General features: G+C 40.8%; 14 protein-coding genes and 2 tRNA genes. 7 read left to right on the top strand and 9 right to left on the bottom strand.

Translation table 11 applies throughout. The features are described 5' to 3' along the window. The first annotated feature begins 27 nt into the window (after positions 1–27). From thrS to rplT, 4 genes are all read left to right on the top strand, one after another. Positions 28–1968, top strand: a complete 1941-nt coding sequence (thrS, locus tag OCV82_RS07770) for a threonine--tRNA ligase (protein ID WP_154043880.1) — start codon at positions 28–30, stop codon at positions 1966–1968. 108 nt (positions 1969–2076) lie between these two features. Then, complete coding sequence (gene infC / locus OCV82_RS07765) at positions 2077–2661, top strand: translation initiation factor IF-3 (protein ID WP_154043879.1); 585 nt, start codon at positions 2077–2079, stop codon at positions 2659–2661. A gap of 75 nt (positions 2662–2736) precedes the next feature. Further along, entirely contained in the window at positions 2737–2934 is a 198-nt protein-coding gene (gene rpmI, locus OCV82_RS07760) for a 50S ribosomal protein L35 (protein ID WP_154043878.1), read from the top strand. A 109-nt stretch (positions 2935–3043) separates the two neighbouring features. Next, on the top strand, positions 3044–3394 hold the full coding sequence (gene rplT, locus OCV82_RS07755) for a 50S ribosomal protein L20 (protein WP_007560377.1): 351 nt from the start codon (positions 3044–3046) through the stop codon (positions 3392–3394). Between the two features lie 523 nt (positions 3395–3917). Here the strand turns inward: rplT and OCV82_RS07750 are convergent. The 5 genes from OCV82_RS07750 to OCV82_RS07730 all read right to left on the bottom strand — a co-directional run bounded on the left by OCV82_RS07750 (position 3918) and on the right by OCV82_RS07730 (position 9118). After that, positions 3918–4466 (bottom strand): sigma-70 RNA polymerase sigma factor region 4 domain-containing protein, encoded by a 549-nt coding sequence (locus tag OCV82_RS07750; protein ID WP_154043877.1) that lies wholly within the window; start codon positions 4464–4466, stop codon positions 3918–3920. Positions 4467–4658: 192 nt separating this feature from the next. Further along, the gene (locus tag OCV82_RS07745; RefSeq protein ID WP_154043876.1) at positions 4659–5198 is read right to left on the bottom strand and encodes a 30S ribosomal protein S16; all 540 of its coding nucleotides are present in this window, start codon (positions 5196–5198) and stop codon (positions 4659–4661) included. Positions 5199–5318: 120 nt separating this feature from the next. Continuing rightward, positions 5319–6158, bottom strand: a complete 840-nt coding sequence (locus OCV82_RS07740) for an alpha/beta hydrolase (protein ID WP_375338170.1) — start codon at positions 6156–6158, stop codon at positions 5319–5321. Positions 6159–6164: 6 nt separating this feature from the next. Next, positions 6165–8153 carry an OPT family oligopeptide transporter gene (locus tag OCV82_RS07735; protein ID WP_154043874.1) on the bottom strand — a complete coding sequence of 663 codons (1989 nt, stop codon included), beginning with the start codon at positions 8151–8153 and terminating at the stop codon, positions 6165–6167. Positions 8154–8215: 62 nt separating this feature from the next. Then, complete coding sequence (locus OCV82_RS07730; protein ID WP_154043873.1) at positions 8216–9118, bottom strand: helix-turn-helix domain-containing protein; 903 nt, start codon at positions 9116–9118, stop codon at positions 8216–8218. Between the two features lie 155 nt (positions 9119–9273). On the opposite strand from OCV82_RS07730, the gene OCV82_RS07725 reads away from it, so the two are divergent. Then, positions 9274–9834 (top strand): sugar O-acetyltransferase, encoded by a 561-nt coding sequence (locus OCV82_RS07725; protein WP_154043872.1) that lies wholly within the window; start codon positions 9274–9276, stop codon positions 9832–9834. A gap of 66 nt (positions 9835–9900) precedes the next feature. Further along, entirely contained in the window at positions 9901–10866 is a 966-nt protein-coding gene (locus OCV82_RS07720) for an alpha/beta hydrolase (protein ID WP_235339686.1), read from the top strand. 68 nt (positions 10867–10934) lie between these two features. On the opposite strand, the gene OCV82_RS07715 is transcribed toward OCV82_RS07720, so the two are convergent. From OCV82_RS07715 to OCV82_RS07700, 4 genes are all read right to left on the bottom strand, one after another. Beyond that, positions 10935–11008 (bottom strand) — tRNA-Arg (locus OCV82_RS07715). A gap of 27 nt (positions 11009–11035) precedes the next feature. Continuing rightward, positions 11036–11109: transfer RNA gene (locus tag OCV82_RS07710), tRNA-Arg, on the bottom strand. A gap of 117 nt (positions 11110–11226) precedes the next feature. Beyond that, positions 11227–12528 carry a Na+/H+ antiporter NhaC family protein gene (locus OCV82_RS07705; protein WP_154043870.1) on the bottom strand — a complete coding sequence of 434 codons (1302 nt, stop codon included), beginning with the start codon at positions 12526–12528 and terminating at the stop codon, positions 11227–11229. Between the two features lie 8 nt (positions 12529–12536). Beyond that, positions 12537–13625, bottom strand: coding sequence for a LacI family DNA-binding transcriptional regulator (locus OCV82_RS07700; RefSeq protein ID WP_154043869.1), 1089 nt, complete (start codon positions 13623–13625; stop codon positions 12537–12539). A 214-nt stretch (positions 13626–13839) separates the two neighbouring features. Between OCV82_RS07700 and OCV82_RS07695 the strand changes: the two genes are divergently transcribed. After that, positions 13840–14862, top strand: coding sequence for a sugar kinase (locus OCV82_RS07695; RefSeq protein WP_239469235.1), 1023 nt, complete (start codon positions 13840–13842; stop codon positions 14860–14862). The last annotated feature ends 21 nt before the right edge of the window (positions 14863–14883 follow it).

Below are 14883 nucleotides of genomic sequence, written 5' to 3'. Positions count from 1 at the left end.
TAAAAATAAGATTAATATATAAAAATCATGATTAAGATAACTTTCCCGGATGGTTCCGTTCGTGAATATAACGAAGGCGTAACCGGTCTGCAGATTGCAGAAAGCATAAGCTCACGTTTGGCACAGGATGTTTTGGCGTGCAGCGTAAATGGTGAGACTATAGATTTGAGTCGTCCTATAAACGAAGATGCTGAATTTGTTCTTTACAAATGGGATGATGAACAGGGTAAACATGCGTTCTGGCATACAAGTGCACACTTGCTTGCTGAGGCTCTTCAGGAACTTTATCCTGGAATTCAGTTTGGTATCGGTCCGGCTATCGAAAACGGTTTCTATTATGATGTAGATCCGGGTGAGGCTGTTATTAAAGAAGGTGACCTTCCTGCCATAGAAAAGAAAATGATTGAACTGGCTGCCAAGAAAGAGGCGTTGGTTCGTGAAAACATTTCAAAAGAAGAAGCATTGAAAATGTTCGGCGAAAGAGGAGAAACTTATAAGTGCGAACTTATCTCTGAACTGGAAGACGGACATATCACTACTTATACTCAGGGTGCATTTACTGACTTGTGCCGTGGTCCACACTTGACTTCTACAGCTCCTATCAAGGCCGTTAAACTGTTGTCAGTGGCAGGTGCATACTGGAGAGGACAGGAAGACCGTAAGCAGATGACACGTATCTATGGTATTTCTTTCCCTAAGAAGAAAATGCTCGATGAATATCTTGCATTGCTGGAAGAAGCTAAGAAACGCGACCATCGTAAAATAGGAAAAGAAATGGATCTGTTCATGTTCTCTGATACAGTAGGTAAGGGATTGCCTATGTGGTTGCCAAAGGGAACAGCTCTTCGTATCCGTCTTCAGGATTTCTTGCGTCGTATCCAGGCAAGATATGACTATCAGGAAGTAATGTGTCCGCCAATAGGTAACAAGCTTCTTTATGTCACTTCAGGTCACTATGCAAAATATGGTAAGGATGCATTCCAGCCAATCCATACACCGGAAGAAGGAGAAGAGTACTTCTTGAAACCGATGAACTGCCCTCATCACTGTATGATATATAAGAACTCTCCACGTTCTTATCGTGACCTTCCTTTGCGTATCGCTGAGTTCGGTACTGTATGTCGTTACGAACAGAGTGGTGAGTTGCACGGATTGACTCGTGTACGTAGCTTTACACAGGATGATGCTCACTTGTTCTGCCGTCCTGACCAGGTGAAAGACGAGTTCTTGCGTGTAATGGATATCATTTCAATCGTGTTTACTTCGATGGGACTTGAAAACTTTGAGGCTCAGATCTCATTGAGAGATAAAGTGAACCGTGAAAAATATATCGGATCTGAAGAAAACTGGGAAAAGGCTGAACAGGCTATTATCGAGGCTTGCCAGGAAAAAGGATTGCCTGCAAAGATCGAATATGGTGAGGCTGCATTCTATGGTCCTAAACTAGACTTTATGGTTAAGGATGCTCTGGGACGCCGTTGGCAGTTGGGTACTATTCAGGTTGACTACAACTTGCCGGAAAGATTCCAGTTGGAATATATGGGATCGGATAACCAGAAGCACCGTCCTGTGATGATTCACCGTGCTCCATTCGGATCTATGGAACGTTTCGTTGCTGTTCTTATCGAACATACAGCTGGTAAGTTCCCATTGTGGTTGACTCCTGATCAGGTTGCAATTCTTCCTATTTCTGAAAAATTCAATGAATATGCTGACCATGTTCGTATGGAACTTAAGAAATATGATATTCGTGCCTTGGTTGACGACAGAAACGAGAAAATCGGACGTAAGATACGTGATAATGAAATGAAACGTATCCCTTACATGCTTATCGTAGGTGAAAAAGAAGCTGAAAATGGCGAGGTAGCCGTAAGAAAACAGGGTGAAGGCGACAAAGGAAGCATGAAAATAGAAGATTTTGCAAAAAATATTGCAGAAGAAGTTCATAATATGATAAATAAATGGTAACTTTGCAACCGTTTTCATGAATACGAATTAAATATTCATGAAAACGGTGTAAAAACTATTAAAGAATAATTTATAAAAACGTAATTCAAACTGGAATAAAAGTTATTAATGAAGAATGACAATTTAAAAGGGCAACATCGAATCAACGAACAGATTCGTGCCAAAGAAGTCCGCATAGTGGGCGATGATATTGAATCAGCAGTTTATCCGTTGGCGCAAGCTTTAAAGATGGCCGAAGAGCATGAAGCTGACTTAGTTGAAATTTCACCCAATGCTGTTCCACCGGTTTGTAGAATTATAGATTATTCTAAATTCCTTTATCAGTTAAAAAAACGCGCTAAGGAACAGAAAGCTAAGCAGGTTAAGGTTAATGTAAAGGAAATCCGTTTCGGACCACAGACAGACGAACATGACTATAACTTTAAGCTTAAACATGCAATAGGCTTCTTGCAGGACGGTGATAAAGTGAAAGCTTATGTATTCTTCAAGGGACGTTCAATCCTCTTTAAGGAACAGGGCGAAGTTCTTTTGTTACGTTTTGCAAATGACCTTGAAGAGTATGCTAAAGTAGAGCAGATGCCGTTGCTTGAAGGTAAAAGAATGATAATATCATTGACTCCTAAGAAAGGTCCGGCTCCAAAGAAAGCTGCTCCACAAGCTAAGGCTGCTAAAACTGAAGAGGAAGAAGATTAAAAAACAAGAGCGTATAGCGCGCAGGTATAGTGCGTTATTGCCTTTAGAATAATAATAATTAAAAATTTAAACAAGATGCCAAAGATCAAGACTAACTCCGGTTCTAAAAAAAGATTTACTCTTACCGGAACAGGTAAAATCAAAAGAAAGCACGCTTTTCATAGTCACATTTTGACTAAGAAGACTAAAAAGCAAAAAAGAAACCTTGTACACTCAGGATTAGTTCACAACTCAAACCTAAGCCAGGTAAAGGAACTTCTTTGCATGAAGTAATTTTAGCTTTAAAAGCGTATTTTGTATCATTTAAATTATTAACCGAATGTATTAGCTTTAAGTCCGATTGTAAAATATCGGCGCTTTCATTCAAAAAAGAATTAAAACTATGCCAAGATCAGTAAATCACGTTGCTTCAAGAGCAAGAAGAAAGAAAATTTTAGGTTTAACCAGAGGTTACTTTGGTGCTAGAAAGAATGTATGGACAGTAGCCAAGAATACTTGGGAAAAAGGTTTGACTTATGCTTACCGTGACCGTAAGAATAAGAAACGTAACTTCCGTGCATTGTGGATTCAGCGTATCAATGCAGCTGCTCGTTTGGAAGGTATGTCATACTCTAAACTGATGGGTGCTTTGCACAAAGCTGGTATTGAAATCAACCGTAAGGTTTTAGCTGATTTAGCTATGAATCATCCAGAAGCATTCAAAGCTGTTGTTGCTAAGGCAAAAGCTGCTTAATAGCTTCTAAGGAATAAAAAGTTATTAAAAAGCTGTTCTCACAAATGAGAGCAGCTTTTTTTTGTATTAAAATGATGGTGAAACTTTGTAATATTAATTTTTTGTATTATATTTGTAATACAAAAATATAGCCGCACTTGCAGAATCGGGAAACTCATCAAATTATAAGAAATACCGAGACAAGCTTCATATTCTAATGGCGGGCCACGCCTTCGGGTAGCATTTATGCCGGTGGATTACAAAGGAATTGAGCTCTCAAATCATGTCTATCGGAGTTTCGTCACGCCTCGGGTGCGGCTTCTTTTATATCTAAACTTCATTCAGAAAATACTTTATATTAGGTGTGTGTAAATGATTTGTGTTTTTTCATTTCACACATTTCTTATTTTAAAACTATATATCCCACTAATTTGTATATTTTACGTACGAATCAGTGGGATATATTGTCAATATACGCTTATTTCTAACTATATCAGTAATATCTATCAATTCAGTTCTTTTCGTCTATTATAGGGAAAATAAGTCATTCATCTTTGTTGTCCATATATTTTTCTCCGTACCTTTCTGAGTATTTTTTATTTATTATTTCCCGTAGCTCAGTAAGAGCTTTGTGGCAATACTTTATTATTGTTTTCTTATTCTTATTGAATTTTGTTGCTAATGTAAAATATGACTCTTTATTTATCCTTCCTATTATAATTTGTTTTTCCAGATATTCAAGTTCCTCTATTGATTCATCCATTATTTCCAAGGCTATTTTGTCTTTAATGTCGTCTGAGTAATATTTATATGGGAAAGTTGGCTCTTTGGACAAATCTTCATAGTAACTAGTGTTTTTCTTACGCGGGTCTGTAACTCTGTCTTTGCAAAAGTTTAATGTAACTTTTTTAACCCAGACATCAAATTTGCCTTTTTCATAGTAACTTGTACTCAAACGATTGATGACATGTAATATGGCATCATGGATTACATCTTGTTTTTCATTTGCATTAAATGGGAATAAAGAAACTACGCTTTCAATGTCCTTAAGTATTCTGTCCCAAGTCTCTTCGTCTAAATTGAAAATGTTCATATCTCTTGTATTTTATATTGTTTTTGTAAATATAAAGTAAAAGATATGAAAAAAGAAATATTTCATTAAAAATAATACATTTTTCTTATAATTTTTACGTTTTTGGATTTTTATTTATTGAATATGCAAAAAAAAGAGATGTCTCCTTTGGGGAAACATCTCTTTGTGTTCTTTAAAGATAAGCTTGAAGTTTTATGCTTCTGCAGGAGCTTCTGCAGCTTCAGCAGCTGGTTCCTCTGTTGCAGCTTCTGCTTCAGCTTTTGCTGCAGCTTCAGCAGCTTTCTTTTCAGCTACTTTCTTAGCTATTTCTTCGTTTACTTTCTTTTCAGCTTCAAGACGTGCTTTAGCTTCTGCCTTCTTAGCTTCTTCCTGCTTTGCTTTCAAAGCAGCAAGACCGTTCTGTTTGTTTTCTTTCCAAGCGTTGAACTTAGCTTCAGCCTGAGCTTCATCGAATGCACCTTTGGCAACACCACCAAGTAAGTGTTTCTTCATGTAAACACCTTCTTTAGAAAGGATGTTGCGAACTGTGTCTGTAGGCTGTGCACCTACCAATACCCAGTGCAATGCACGTTCAAAATTCAAATCTACTGTGGCAGGATTGGTATTTGGGTTGTAAGTACCAATTTTCTCAGTAAATCTACCATCACGTGGTGCTCTTGCGTCTGCAATAACAATTGAATAGAACGCATAACCTTTGCGTCCGTTTCTCTGCAATCTGATTTTAGTTGCCATTTTTTAAACGTTAAATTTTTAATGTTAATGATTTGAATTATGCTATTATCTCGTAATAGCGGCTGCAAAGATACTGCTTTTCTTTTGTTTTACAAATAGTTGGGATAATTTTCTGTATATTTATTTGTTTAATTCTCTCAACCATTTTTCCAGTTCGCCTGTCCATTGTCTCTTATAGATGAAGCTGTCGCGATAACCCCATCCGTGTCCGCCGATAGGGTATGTGTGCAATGATGCGGGAACTCCGTTGTTTACAAGCGACATATAGTAGTTTATACTATTTTCCACAGGTACAGTTTTGTCATCGCTGCTGTGCATGATGAAAGCAGGAGGAGTCTGTGGTGTTACCTGTTTTTCGTTACAGTATTTCTCTACCAGTTTATTGTCCGGATTTTCTCCAAGTAGATTGTTTCTTGATCCCATGTGGGTATATCTCTTGTCCATGGTGATGACAGGGTAGAAGAGTATCTGGAAATCTGGTCTTGTCGTTTCATCAAAATGAGTGGCTGCAGTGCTTGCCAGATGTCCTCCTGCGGAAGATCCCATTATTCCAAGTTTGGAGAATTTCCATTCCTGTGCCTTTCCACGCATTATTCTGATAGCCTGGTGTGCATCGCTTAAAGGTACTTCATTGTTGCCGTTAGGCATACGGTAGATAAGAACTGAATATGTGATACCCATGCCGTTGAACCAGGCAGCCATATCGTGACCTTCGTGAGCAGTCGCCAATCCGTAGTATCCTCCTCCAGGGCAAGCGATAATAGCCATTCCGTTTGGATTTTCGGCCGGATATACATACAATGTTGGTTCTGCAACATATAATGGTCCATTTTCTTTTTGTTCTTTCAGATTATTGTCGTTTGGTGCACCGTTAGGCCATAGTTTGATTTCAATAGGTTTTTGTGCACTTAGAACAGATGAGATTATAATAAAACTCATAATTAATATATTTTTTTTCATAACCGTTTATTTTTTGATAGACATACTGGCTTTTACCAGATATATAATAAGGAGAGCATATGCTACGAGCGAAACCAACTGGCTCATAGGATTTGCCAGCCATGACTCGTTTATGAGGTTGATGTCGCAATATCTCATCACTGCGCTTACTACACCCATAAGTGCACCTCCTGCAATGAAACCTGATGCGAGCAATGTTCCTTTCTCTCCACGTTCCTGATTTACTGATTCGTCTTTGCTTCTTGTTGTCACGTACCAGTTTATTGCACCACCTACCAATAGAGGAAGGTTAAGTTCCAAAGGAATGAACATACCGAGTGCGAAAGCCAGTGCAGGAACCTTGAAATAAGTAAGTACAATTGCCAATACAGCACCTGCTCCGTAAAGGGCCCATGGAGCACCTACACCGTTCATAAGAGGGTCGATAACGGCTGCCATAGCATTTGCTTGAGGTGCGGCTAGCTGTCCGCTTGTAAATCCGTAAGAATCATTCAGGACCATGATAACTCCACCTACAGTGGCAGCCGAAACCAGTGTTCCGAGGAATTTCCATGTCTCCTGTTTTTTAGGAGTGCTTCCCAGCCAGTAACCTATCTTTAGGTCTGTAATAAAACCACCTGCCATTGACAGTGCTGTACATACCACACCACCCATAACCAGTGCGGCAACCATACCTGTAGCCCCGTTCAGTCCGACAGCCACCATGATTACTGATGCAAGGATAAGAGTCATAAGCGTCATACCCGAAACAGGGTTTGTACCTACTATGGCAATAGCATTAGCTGCAACAGTAGTGAAGAGGAATGCTATACCTGCCACAAGAAGAAGTGCCACTACAGTGTGAAGCACGTTGCCCTGCATGACGTCGAAGTAGAAGAAAAGCAGGACGAGCAGCAATGTGAAGATAGAACCGAAAGCAATAATCTTCATAGGAATGTCGCGCTGAGTACGTTCTACGTTACCTTCAGCTTTATTGCCACCCATTTCCTTGGCTGCAAGACTTACTGCTCCCTTGATAATACCCCATGAACGGACAATACCGATAATACCGGCCATTGCTATACCGCCGATACCTATACTCTTGGCATATTCGCTGAATATCATTTCCGGCGACATGTCCTTAACAGCTGTAGCGATGTTCGGGTTCCATGTGTTTAGAACCTGGTCGCCGAAAACAAGCGCGAATCCAGGTACTATAACGAACCAAACCACCAGCGAACCGGCACATATTATGGCTGCATATTTCAGACCTACGATATATCCCAATCCAAGTACTGCAGCTCCTGTATTGATTTTAAAAACAAGTTTGAATTTCTCTGCCACCATTTCTCCTGCATTGCAGATGCGGCTTGTGAAGTTTTCGTTCCACCATCCGAAGGTACCTACTATGAAATCGTACAGACCTCCTATAAGTCCTGCCATGAGAAGAGGTTTGGCCTGGTCGCCGCCTTTCTCGCCCGACACCAAGACCTGTGTGCTGGCTGTAGCTTCAGGGAAAGGATATTCGCCATGCTTGTCCTTTACGAAATATTTACGGAATGGAATAAGGAAGAGGATACCCAATACACCTCCAAGGAGGGAGCTAATGAACATTTGCATGAAGTTCACTGTCATTTCAGGATATTTTTCCTGAAGGATATAGAGAGCGGGCAGAGTGAATATTGCACCTGCTACGATTACTCCGGAGCATGCTCCGATGGACTGTATCATTACGTTTTCGCCCAGCGCGTTCTTACGCTTTGTGGCGCTTGACACACCAACCGCTATTATGGCAATAGGTATTGCGGCTTCGAATACCTGACCTACTTTAAGTCCAAGATAGGCGGCTGCAGCCGAGAAAATAACAGCCATCACTATACCCCATGTCACCGACCACAGGTTTACTTCAGGATAATTCTTCGAAGGCGACATGAGAGGCTCATATTTCTCGCCCGGTTTCAGCGGACGGAACGCGTTTTCAGGCAGCCCCGTCGGCTTTTCTTGTTCTGTTTTCATGTTCGATTATGTTATTATATTGTTAATGATTTCATTTTCGTGTCCAAAAGTAATAAAAAAACTCATAACCTTTGCGTCCTGTATTCGTTTGGTGTACAGCCAACTTCTTTTTTGAACATCCGGCTCAGGTGTTGCGGATACTGGAACCCCAGTTCGTAGGCTATTTCAGTCATTGTCATCTGTGTGGATAGCAGTTTTTCTTTTGCTTTATCTACTACTTTGCCGTGTATATATTCCGATGCCGTTTTTCCTGTCTGCCTGCTTATCATGTCGCCGAAATAGTTTGGCGACAGGAACACCTTTTCGGCAAAGTATCTCACCGTGGGCAATCCGTTTTCGGCTGGAGCCTTGCTGTCGAAATAATCGTCAAGCAGACGTTCGAACTGCACTATCACGTTCTTGTTTGATACCTCTCTTGTTTCGAATTGCCTGTCGTAGAAACGCAGACAGTAGTCAAGCATCAGTCCGATGTTCGCTGTAATAATCCTCTGGCTGTGTTTGTCCTGATGGCTTCGTAGTTCTCTTTCGATATTGCCGAAACATTCCATGATTATCTTCTTTTCATCTTCTGACAGGTGAAGAGCTTCTTTCGAGTCGTAAGCGAAGAACGAATATCTTTTTATGTCTTTGCCGAGTGCAGTGCCGTGTATAAAGTCGGGATGAAACAGTATTCCGTAGCCTTCCGGCTTTGTATCGGTATTCATATAAGATGTCACTACCTGTCCAGGTGCGAAACATACTATAGTTCCTTCGTCATAGTCGTATTCCTGCATTCCGTATGTCAGATCGCCACATTTCGTTTTTTTCAGGTAAACGGCATATACGCCATAATTTATTGTGAGAGTTTCAGGCCATTTCTTAGCTTTGGACAGATCGACAACGCTCACCATAGGATGCAGTGTTTCGAGTCCGAATATATCATTGAATTTATTGACCTCCTCCAGTTTGATAACTTCCTGTTTCATTTATAAGAATTATTGTGTTCGTAGCAAATTTAATACATATTATCCGTATAAGCAACATTCTGTAATATTGGTACAAAGAGCCGTAATCCATATACAGGTTTGTCTGAGTGTATATAATACTTTTGTATCATGAAATAATATACATTATAACAGATATGCTTTTAAACGAATTTTTATCTTATGTAAAGACCGGCAAGGCTCTCAGTACAGATGAGATACATGCCATTATGGGTGAGATGAGTGAAGAGGCACGCCGTGTGACATTCCGTCTGAACTCATCTTATCACACTCCGTCTGAGGTTAGAGAATTGCTTTCCGAACTGTTCGGATATAAAGTGCCTGAATCGCTGCGTGTTTTTCCTCCTTTATATTCTGATTTCGGGAAGAATATACACGTTGGTGAAAATGTTTTCATAAATGCCTGTTGCCATTTTCAAGACCATGGAGGTGTGACTATTGGTGATGGTTGTCAGATAGGTCATAATGTGGTGTTTGCAACTCTCAATCACGGATTGCAGCCTGAAGAACGTGGCATCACTTATCCGGCTCCGATTGTTCTCGGTAAGAATGTTTGGGTAGGTTCAAACTCTACTATTCTTCAGGGAGTAACAATAGGCGACAATGCCGTGATAGCTGCCGGGGCTGTGGTGACCAAGGATGTTGAGGCTGGAACTATAGTAGGCGGCGTACCTGCCCGTTTCATAAAAAGGATATAATAAAGATATGCATATAATATGAAAACAAAATTACTTTTAATCGTTCAAATTCTAATAATTAGTGCTATGACAAATCTAAATGCGCAAGACAAAAAGACTTTCGCACCAAGCGATAAAGTCGTGACAGAACGAGTTTCGTTCAAGAACCGTTTCGGCATAACTCTAGTTGCAGATATGTATCGTCCTAAAAATGCAGAAGGTCCGTTGCCTGCATTGGCTGTGAGCGGTCCTTTCGGTGCGGTAAAGGAACAGTCGTCCGGGCTTTATGCACAGACTATGGCTGAACGTGGATTCCTTACAATAGCTTTCGATCCGTCTTTCACTGGCGAGAGTGGGGGAGAGCCGCGATATGTGGCATCGCCTGATATAAATACCGAGGATTTCAGTGCCGCGGTGGATTATCTGACAACTCGTCCGGATGTCGATTCTGAGAGAATAGGAATAATAGGTATATGTGGATGGGGAGGATTTGCCTTGAATGCCGCAGCCATTGATACCAGAATAAAGGCTACTGTGGCAGTGACCATGTACGACATGAGCCGTGTAACTGCAAACGGATATTTCGACTCTATGGATGAGGACGCACGTTATGAACTTCGCAAGAAACTAAACGAGCAGCGTACTATCGACGCTAAAAACGGAAGCTATGCCCTTGCCGGTGGAGTGGTTGACCCGCTGCCTGAAGATGCTCCACAATTCGTCAAGGATTACTATGCTTACTACAAGACTCCGCGCGGCTATCATCCACGCTCGCTCAATTCAAACAACGGATGGAATGTCACTTCGTCACTCTCATTCATCAATACTCCTCTGTTGACATATAGCAGTGAGATAAGGAGTGCCGTACTTCTGGTTCATGGTGAGAAAGCACATTCGCGTTATTTCTCTGAAGATGCTTTCAAGAAACTCAAAGGTGATAATAAAGAGCTTCTCATTGTTCCCGGTGCGAGTCATGTCGATTTGTATGACAATGTAGCAGGCGTGATTCCATACGACAAGATTGAGAAATTCATACGCGACAATATGAAATGATTACAGTGTGATAAAACGAAAAAAAGAGAAAATCAGTTGGCTATGCCTTTTGATTTTCTCTTTTTTCGTGATTCCGCTGCGATTCGAACGCAGGACCCACGCCTTAGAAGGGCGTTGCTCTATCCAGCTGAGCTACGGAACCATCCTTATAATATTTTCTGCATTTAAGTGATTCCGCTGCGATTCGAACGCAGGACCCACGCCTTAGAAGGGCGTTGCTCTATCCAGCTGAGCTACGGAACCATCCTTAATTGCGGTGCAAAGGTAGATGTAATTTTTTAATTATACAAGTTTTTCATGTCTCTTTTTTCTCGTTTTGTCCGAGTTCTCTTTTAAATGGCTCTACTTTATCCCTATTTATTACACAGTCCTTGGTATTCGCAATATGATACTGAGTATTGCAAAAATACACAATACTATAGGATAGTACAGATATTCCATGATGTTTAGCGGAGAGACGGATGCCAGTTCTGCCGCAATCAGCATTTGTGCGCCGTAAGGGATTATTCCCTGAATTACGCATGAGAATATGTCTAGTATGCTGGCGCTTCTTCTCTTGTCAATCTTGTATTCCTCAGCTATTTCTGAAGCAAGAGGTCCTACGGTAATTATGGCTATTGTGTTATTTGCGGTACACATATTTGCCAGGCTTACCAGTGCTGCAATACTGAATTCAGCTCCTCGTTTTCCGCTTACTTTTTTGGTGAGTTTGTGAAGTATGTAATCCACTCCTCCGTTGAAACGTATCAGTTCAAGCATTCCTCCGGCCATAAGAGTAATGATGATGAGTTCGCCCATTCCTGTTATTCCCTGTCCCATCGAGCCGAACCATCCGAAGAAATCGAATGCTCCGTATGCCATTCCTATTATACCTGTAGATATAATTCCGAGCAGGAGGACTAACATTACATTCACTCCTGCAATTGCCGTTACCAATACTATTATATAAGGTATTACCTTTCCCCATTCTATGCTTCCGGTTGGAGCAACGGTTTCTACATTATTCCCATAGAATATGTAATAGGCAAAGACCAGAATTGCGGCAGGCAGTGCTATGAGCATATTCATTCTAAACTTGTCTCTCATCTGGCAGCCTTGCGTTCTTGTTGCTGCAATGGTAGTGTCTGATATAAATGAAAGGTTATCCCCAAAGAAGGCCCCTCCGATGACCAATGCCGTCATAAATGGAATTCCCACGTCTGTCTTTGCGGCTATTCCCACAGCAACAGGTGTAAGTGCCACTATTGTACCCACTGATGTTCCGATAGATAACGAAATGAAGCATGAAGCCAGAAACACACCGGCAAGCAGCAGACTGTCCGGAAGGAGATGAAGAGTTAGATTTACGGTGGCGTCTATAGCTCCCATAGCTTTTGCTGATTGTGCAAATGCTCCTGCCAGAATGAAAATCCATATCATCATCATGATATTCTTATTGGCAGCTCCGATGGAATATTGTATTATTCTGTCGTTCAGGCTGAGGCCTTTTGTAGTAGCTACTGCATATATCGATGCTACAAGGAATGCAACTGTAATAGGAACCTTGTAGAAGTCATTCACTATTATAGACGTTACCAGATAGAGACACAGGAATACAGCCAGAGGCATAAGTGCGGCCCCGCTAGGCTTGTTTATAATAGGTGTAAGTTTGTTTAAGTTCATTATATATTTCAGATGTTGTTAGTCCTGACATGAGCGTCGAGGTAGAAATCAATATTTTCTTTCGATATGAGAGTTATAGGCATATAGTTATATGGCTTGACTTCTTTCTTCAGAATGAGATGTTCGAACAGACATTCTATACAGCTTTGTCCCTGCTCTGTAGGCTGCTGTGCTATAATGAAATCAATAGTTCCCGCCTTTAGGCATTTTACGTTTCTTCTCAGTAGGTCGTAGCCCATCAGCTTGAAGCCTTTGCGGTTTATTTTCTGCATGTATTCGCCAATGATATACGCTTTCGAGTTGAACGTAATTCCGCAATTTATCTCAGGATGTTCGGCAAAGAACTCTTCCATTAGCTTTTCATTGTTCTCCGGATTTTTTACGTAGAAGTTCAATTCGTAAAGCTTTATTCCAGGACAATTGTTCTTTATGTATTCGCGGAAACCTTCTTCACGGTTTCTTTGCTGGTTTGAGCCAAGTCTTCCTCCGTATATAAGGCGGAATATCACAACCGGCTCGTTATGTTCTGCCATAAGGCTTAGGATGCGGGCTGCAAAATATCCGCTGCTGTGCGAACTCTGTCCGTAGAAACTCAGCGGATTAAGTGATTTTATGTTTGAATCAATAAATATGAATGGAATGTTTCTTTCTTTCAGTTGTAAGACAGTTGATTTAGTTTCGTCTTCCGAACTTGGGGCCATAATCACTCCGTCCGGCATTGATTCAAGCATTTTCTGTCCGGCTTCGGCAAAGGCTCCTGATTCATATTGGTCATAATATGAGATGTTCAGTTTTATATTGAAGTCCTTGTATGTACTTACGGCATGTTCCATACCTGCCTCAATATCTATCCAATAGTCCTCATTTGTGTGTAGTGGGAGAAGACATGCCAGATTATATTTTTTGTTGGACGCCAATGCACTGGCATACATGTTTGGCTGGTAGTTCATCTGTTTCAGGATTTCTTCAACCTTTTTCTTGCTTGATTCCGATACACCCGATCTGCCGTGTATTACTCTATCTACTGTTCCCACAGAAACTCCCGCCTTTATGGCTATGTCCTTTATGCGTATTCTTTCAGACTTGTTTTCTCTCATATTTACACCTTATTATATATGCCGTAAGATGAATTATTACGGAAATAAATTTTTTTTTCGATACAAAATTACAACTTTTTTTGGTATTATGAAAATATGTTGTACCTTTGTGTGCGCACACGAATTGATTTCTTAATCAATATCAATTGCGTGTATTTGTTTGATTTATTATATGTAAGAATAAATAAACCTATTTCAATAAAAATATTTTATTATGGCAAAAATTGTTACACTTGGAGAAATTATGTTGAGATTATCCACTCCGGGTAATACTCGTTTCGTTCAGTCAGATTCATTTGATGTAGTTTATGGTGGTGGCGAAGCTAACGTAGCTGTAAGCTGTGCAAATTATGGTCACGATGCATACTTCGTAACTAAACTTCCTAAACACGAAATCGGACAGTCTGCTGTAAACGCACTTCGCAAATATGGTGTTAAGACAGACTTCATCGCTCGTGGTGGCGACCGTGTAGGTATCTACTATCTTGAAACTGGTGCTTCTATGCGTCCAAGTAAGGTTATCTATGACCGTGCTCATTCTGCTATTGCTGAAGCTGATCCATGTGATTTCGACTTCGATGCTATCATGGAAGGTGCTGACTGGTTCCACTGGTCTGGTATCACTCCTGCTATCTCTGACAAGGCTGCCGAACTTACAAAACTTGCTTGCGAGGCTGCTAAACGTCACGGTGTAACAGTTTCTGTTGACCTTAACTTCCGTAAGAAACTTTGGACAAAGGAAAAAGCTCAGTCTATCATGCGTCCTTTGATGCAGTATGTTGACGTATGTATAGGTAACGAAGAAGATGCTGAACTTTGCCTTGGTTTCAAACCAGACGCTGACGTAGAAGGCGGTAAGACAGATGCGGAAGGCTACAAAGGTATCTTCACTGCAATGGCTAAGGAATTCGGATTCAAATATGTAATCTCTACTCTCCGCGAATCATTCTCTGCAACTCACAACGGTTGGAAAGCTATGATTTACAATGGCGAAGAATTCTATACTTCAAAACGTTACGACATCGATCCTATCATCGACCGTGTAGGTGGTGGTGACTCATTCTCAGGTGGTATTATCCACGGATTGCTTACTAAGCCTAACCAGGGTGCTGCTCTTGAATTCGCAGTTGCTGCTTCTGCATTGAAGCATACTATCAACGGCGACTTCAACCTTGTTTCTGCTGAAGAAGTTGAAGCTCTTGCAGGTGGTGACGCAAGCGGTCGTGTACAGCGTTAATAGTCTAATCATTTAAAAAGA

The sequence above is a fragment of the Bacteroides cellulolyticus genome, from assembly GCF_025567135.1.
In the GTDB taxonomy this organism is placed as follows: Bacteria; Bacteroidota; Bacteroidia; order Bacteroidales; family Bacteroidaceae; genus Phocaeicola; species Phocaeicola cellulolyticus.
This window is presented reverse-complemented; position numbering and strand designations above follow the sequence as displayed.

What these genes read in the sequence shown, in the direction of transcription:
- OCV82_RS07740 (WP_375338170.1), bottom strand. Translation starts at nt 6,158, where the DNA reads ATGAAAAAAAATATATTAATTATGAGTTTTATTATAATCTCATCTGTT.
- OCV82_RS07745 (WP_154043876.1), bottom strand. Translation starts at nt 5,198, where the DNA reads ATGGCAACTAAAATCAGATTGCAGAGAAACGGACGCAAAGGTTATGCG.
- OCV82_RS07735 (WP_154043874.1), bottom strand. Translation starts at nt 8,153, where the DNA reads ATGAAAACAGAACAAGAAAAGCCGACGGGGCTGCCTGAAAACGCGTTC.
- OCV82_RS07695 (WP_239469235.1), top strand. Translation starts at nt 13,840, where the DNA reads ATGGCAAAAATTGTTACACTTGGAGAAATTATGTTGAGATTATCCACT.
- OCV82_RS07700 (WP_154043869.1), bottom strand. Translation starts at nt 13,625, where the DNA reads ATGAGAGAAAACAAGTCTGAAAGAATACGCATAAAGGACATAGCCATA.
- OCV82_RS07725 (WP_154043872.1), top strand. Translation starts at nt 9,274, where the DNA reads ATGCTTTTAAACGAATTTTTATCTTATGTAAAGACCGGCAAGGCTCTC.
- rpmI (WP_154043878.1), top strand. Translation starts at nt 2,737, where the DNA reads ATGCCAAAGATCAAGACTAACTCCGGTTCTAAAAAAAGATTTACTCTT.
- OCV82_RS07750 (WP_154043877.1), bottom strand. Translation starts at nt 4,466, where the DNA reads ATGAACATTTTCAATTTAGACGAAGAGACTTGGGACAGAATACTTAAG.
- infC (WP_154043879.1), top strand. Translation starts at nt 2,077, where the DNA reads ATGAAGAATGACAATTTAAAAGGGCAACATCGAATCAACGAACAGATT.
- OCV82_RS07730 (WP_154043873.1), bottom strand. Translation starts at nt 9,118, where the DNA reads ATGAAACAGGAAGTTATCAAACTGGAGGAGGTCAATAAATTCAATGAT.
- rplT (WP_007560377.1), top strand. Translation starts at nt 3,044, where the DNA reads ATGCCAAGATCAGTAAATCACGTTGCTTCAAGAGCAAGAAGAAAGAAA.
- thrS (WP_154043880.1), top strand. Translation starts at nt 28, where the DNA reads ATGATTAAGATAACTTTCCCGGATGGTTCCGTTCGTGAATATAACGAA.
- OCV82_RS07705 (WP_154043870.1), bottom strand. Translation starts at nt 12,528, where the DNA reads ATGAACTTAAACAAACTTACACCTATTATAAACAAGCCTAGCGGGGCC.
- OCV82_RS07720 (WP_235339686.1), top strand. Translation starts at nt 9,901, where the DNA reads ATGACAAATCTAAATGCGCAAGACAAAAAGACTTTCGCACCAAGCGAT.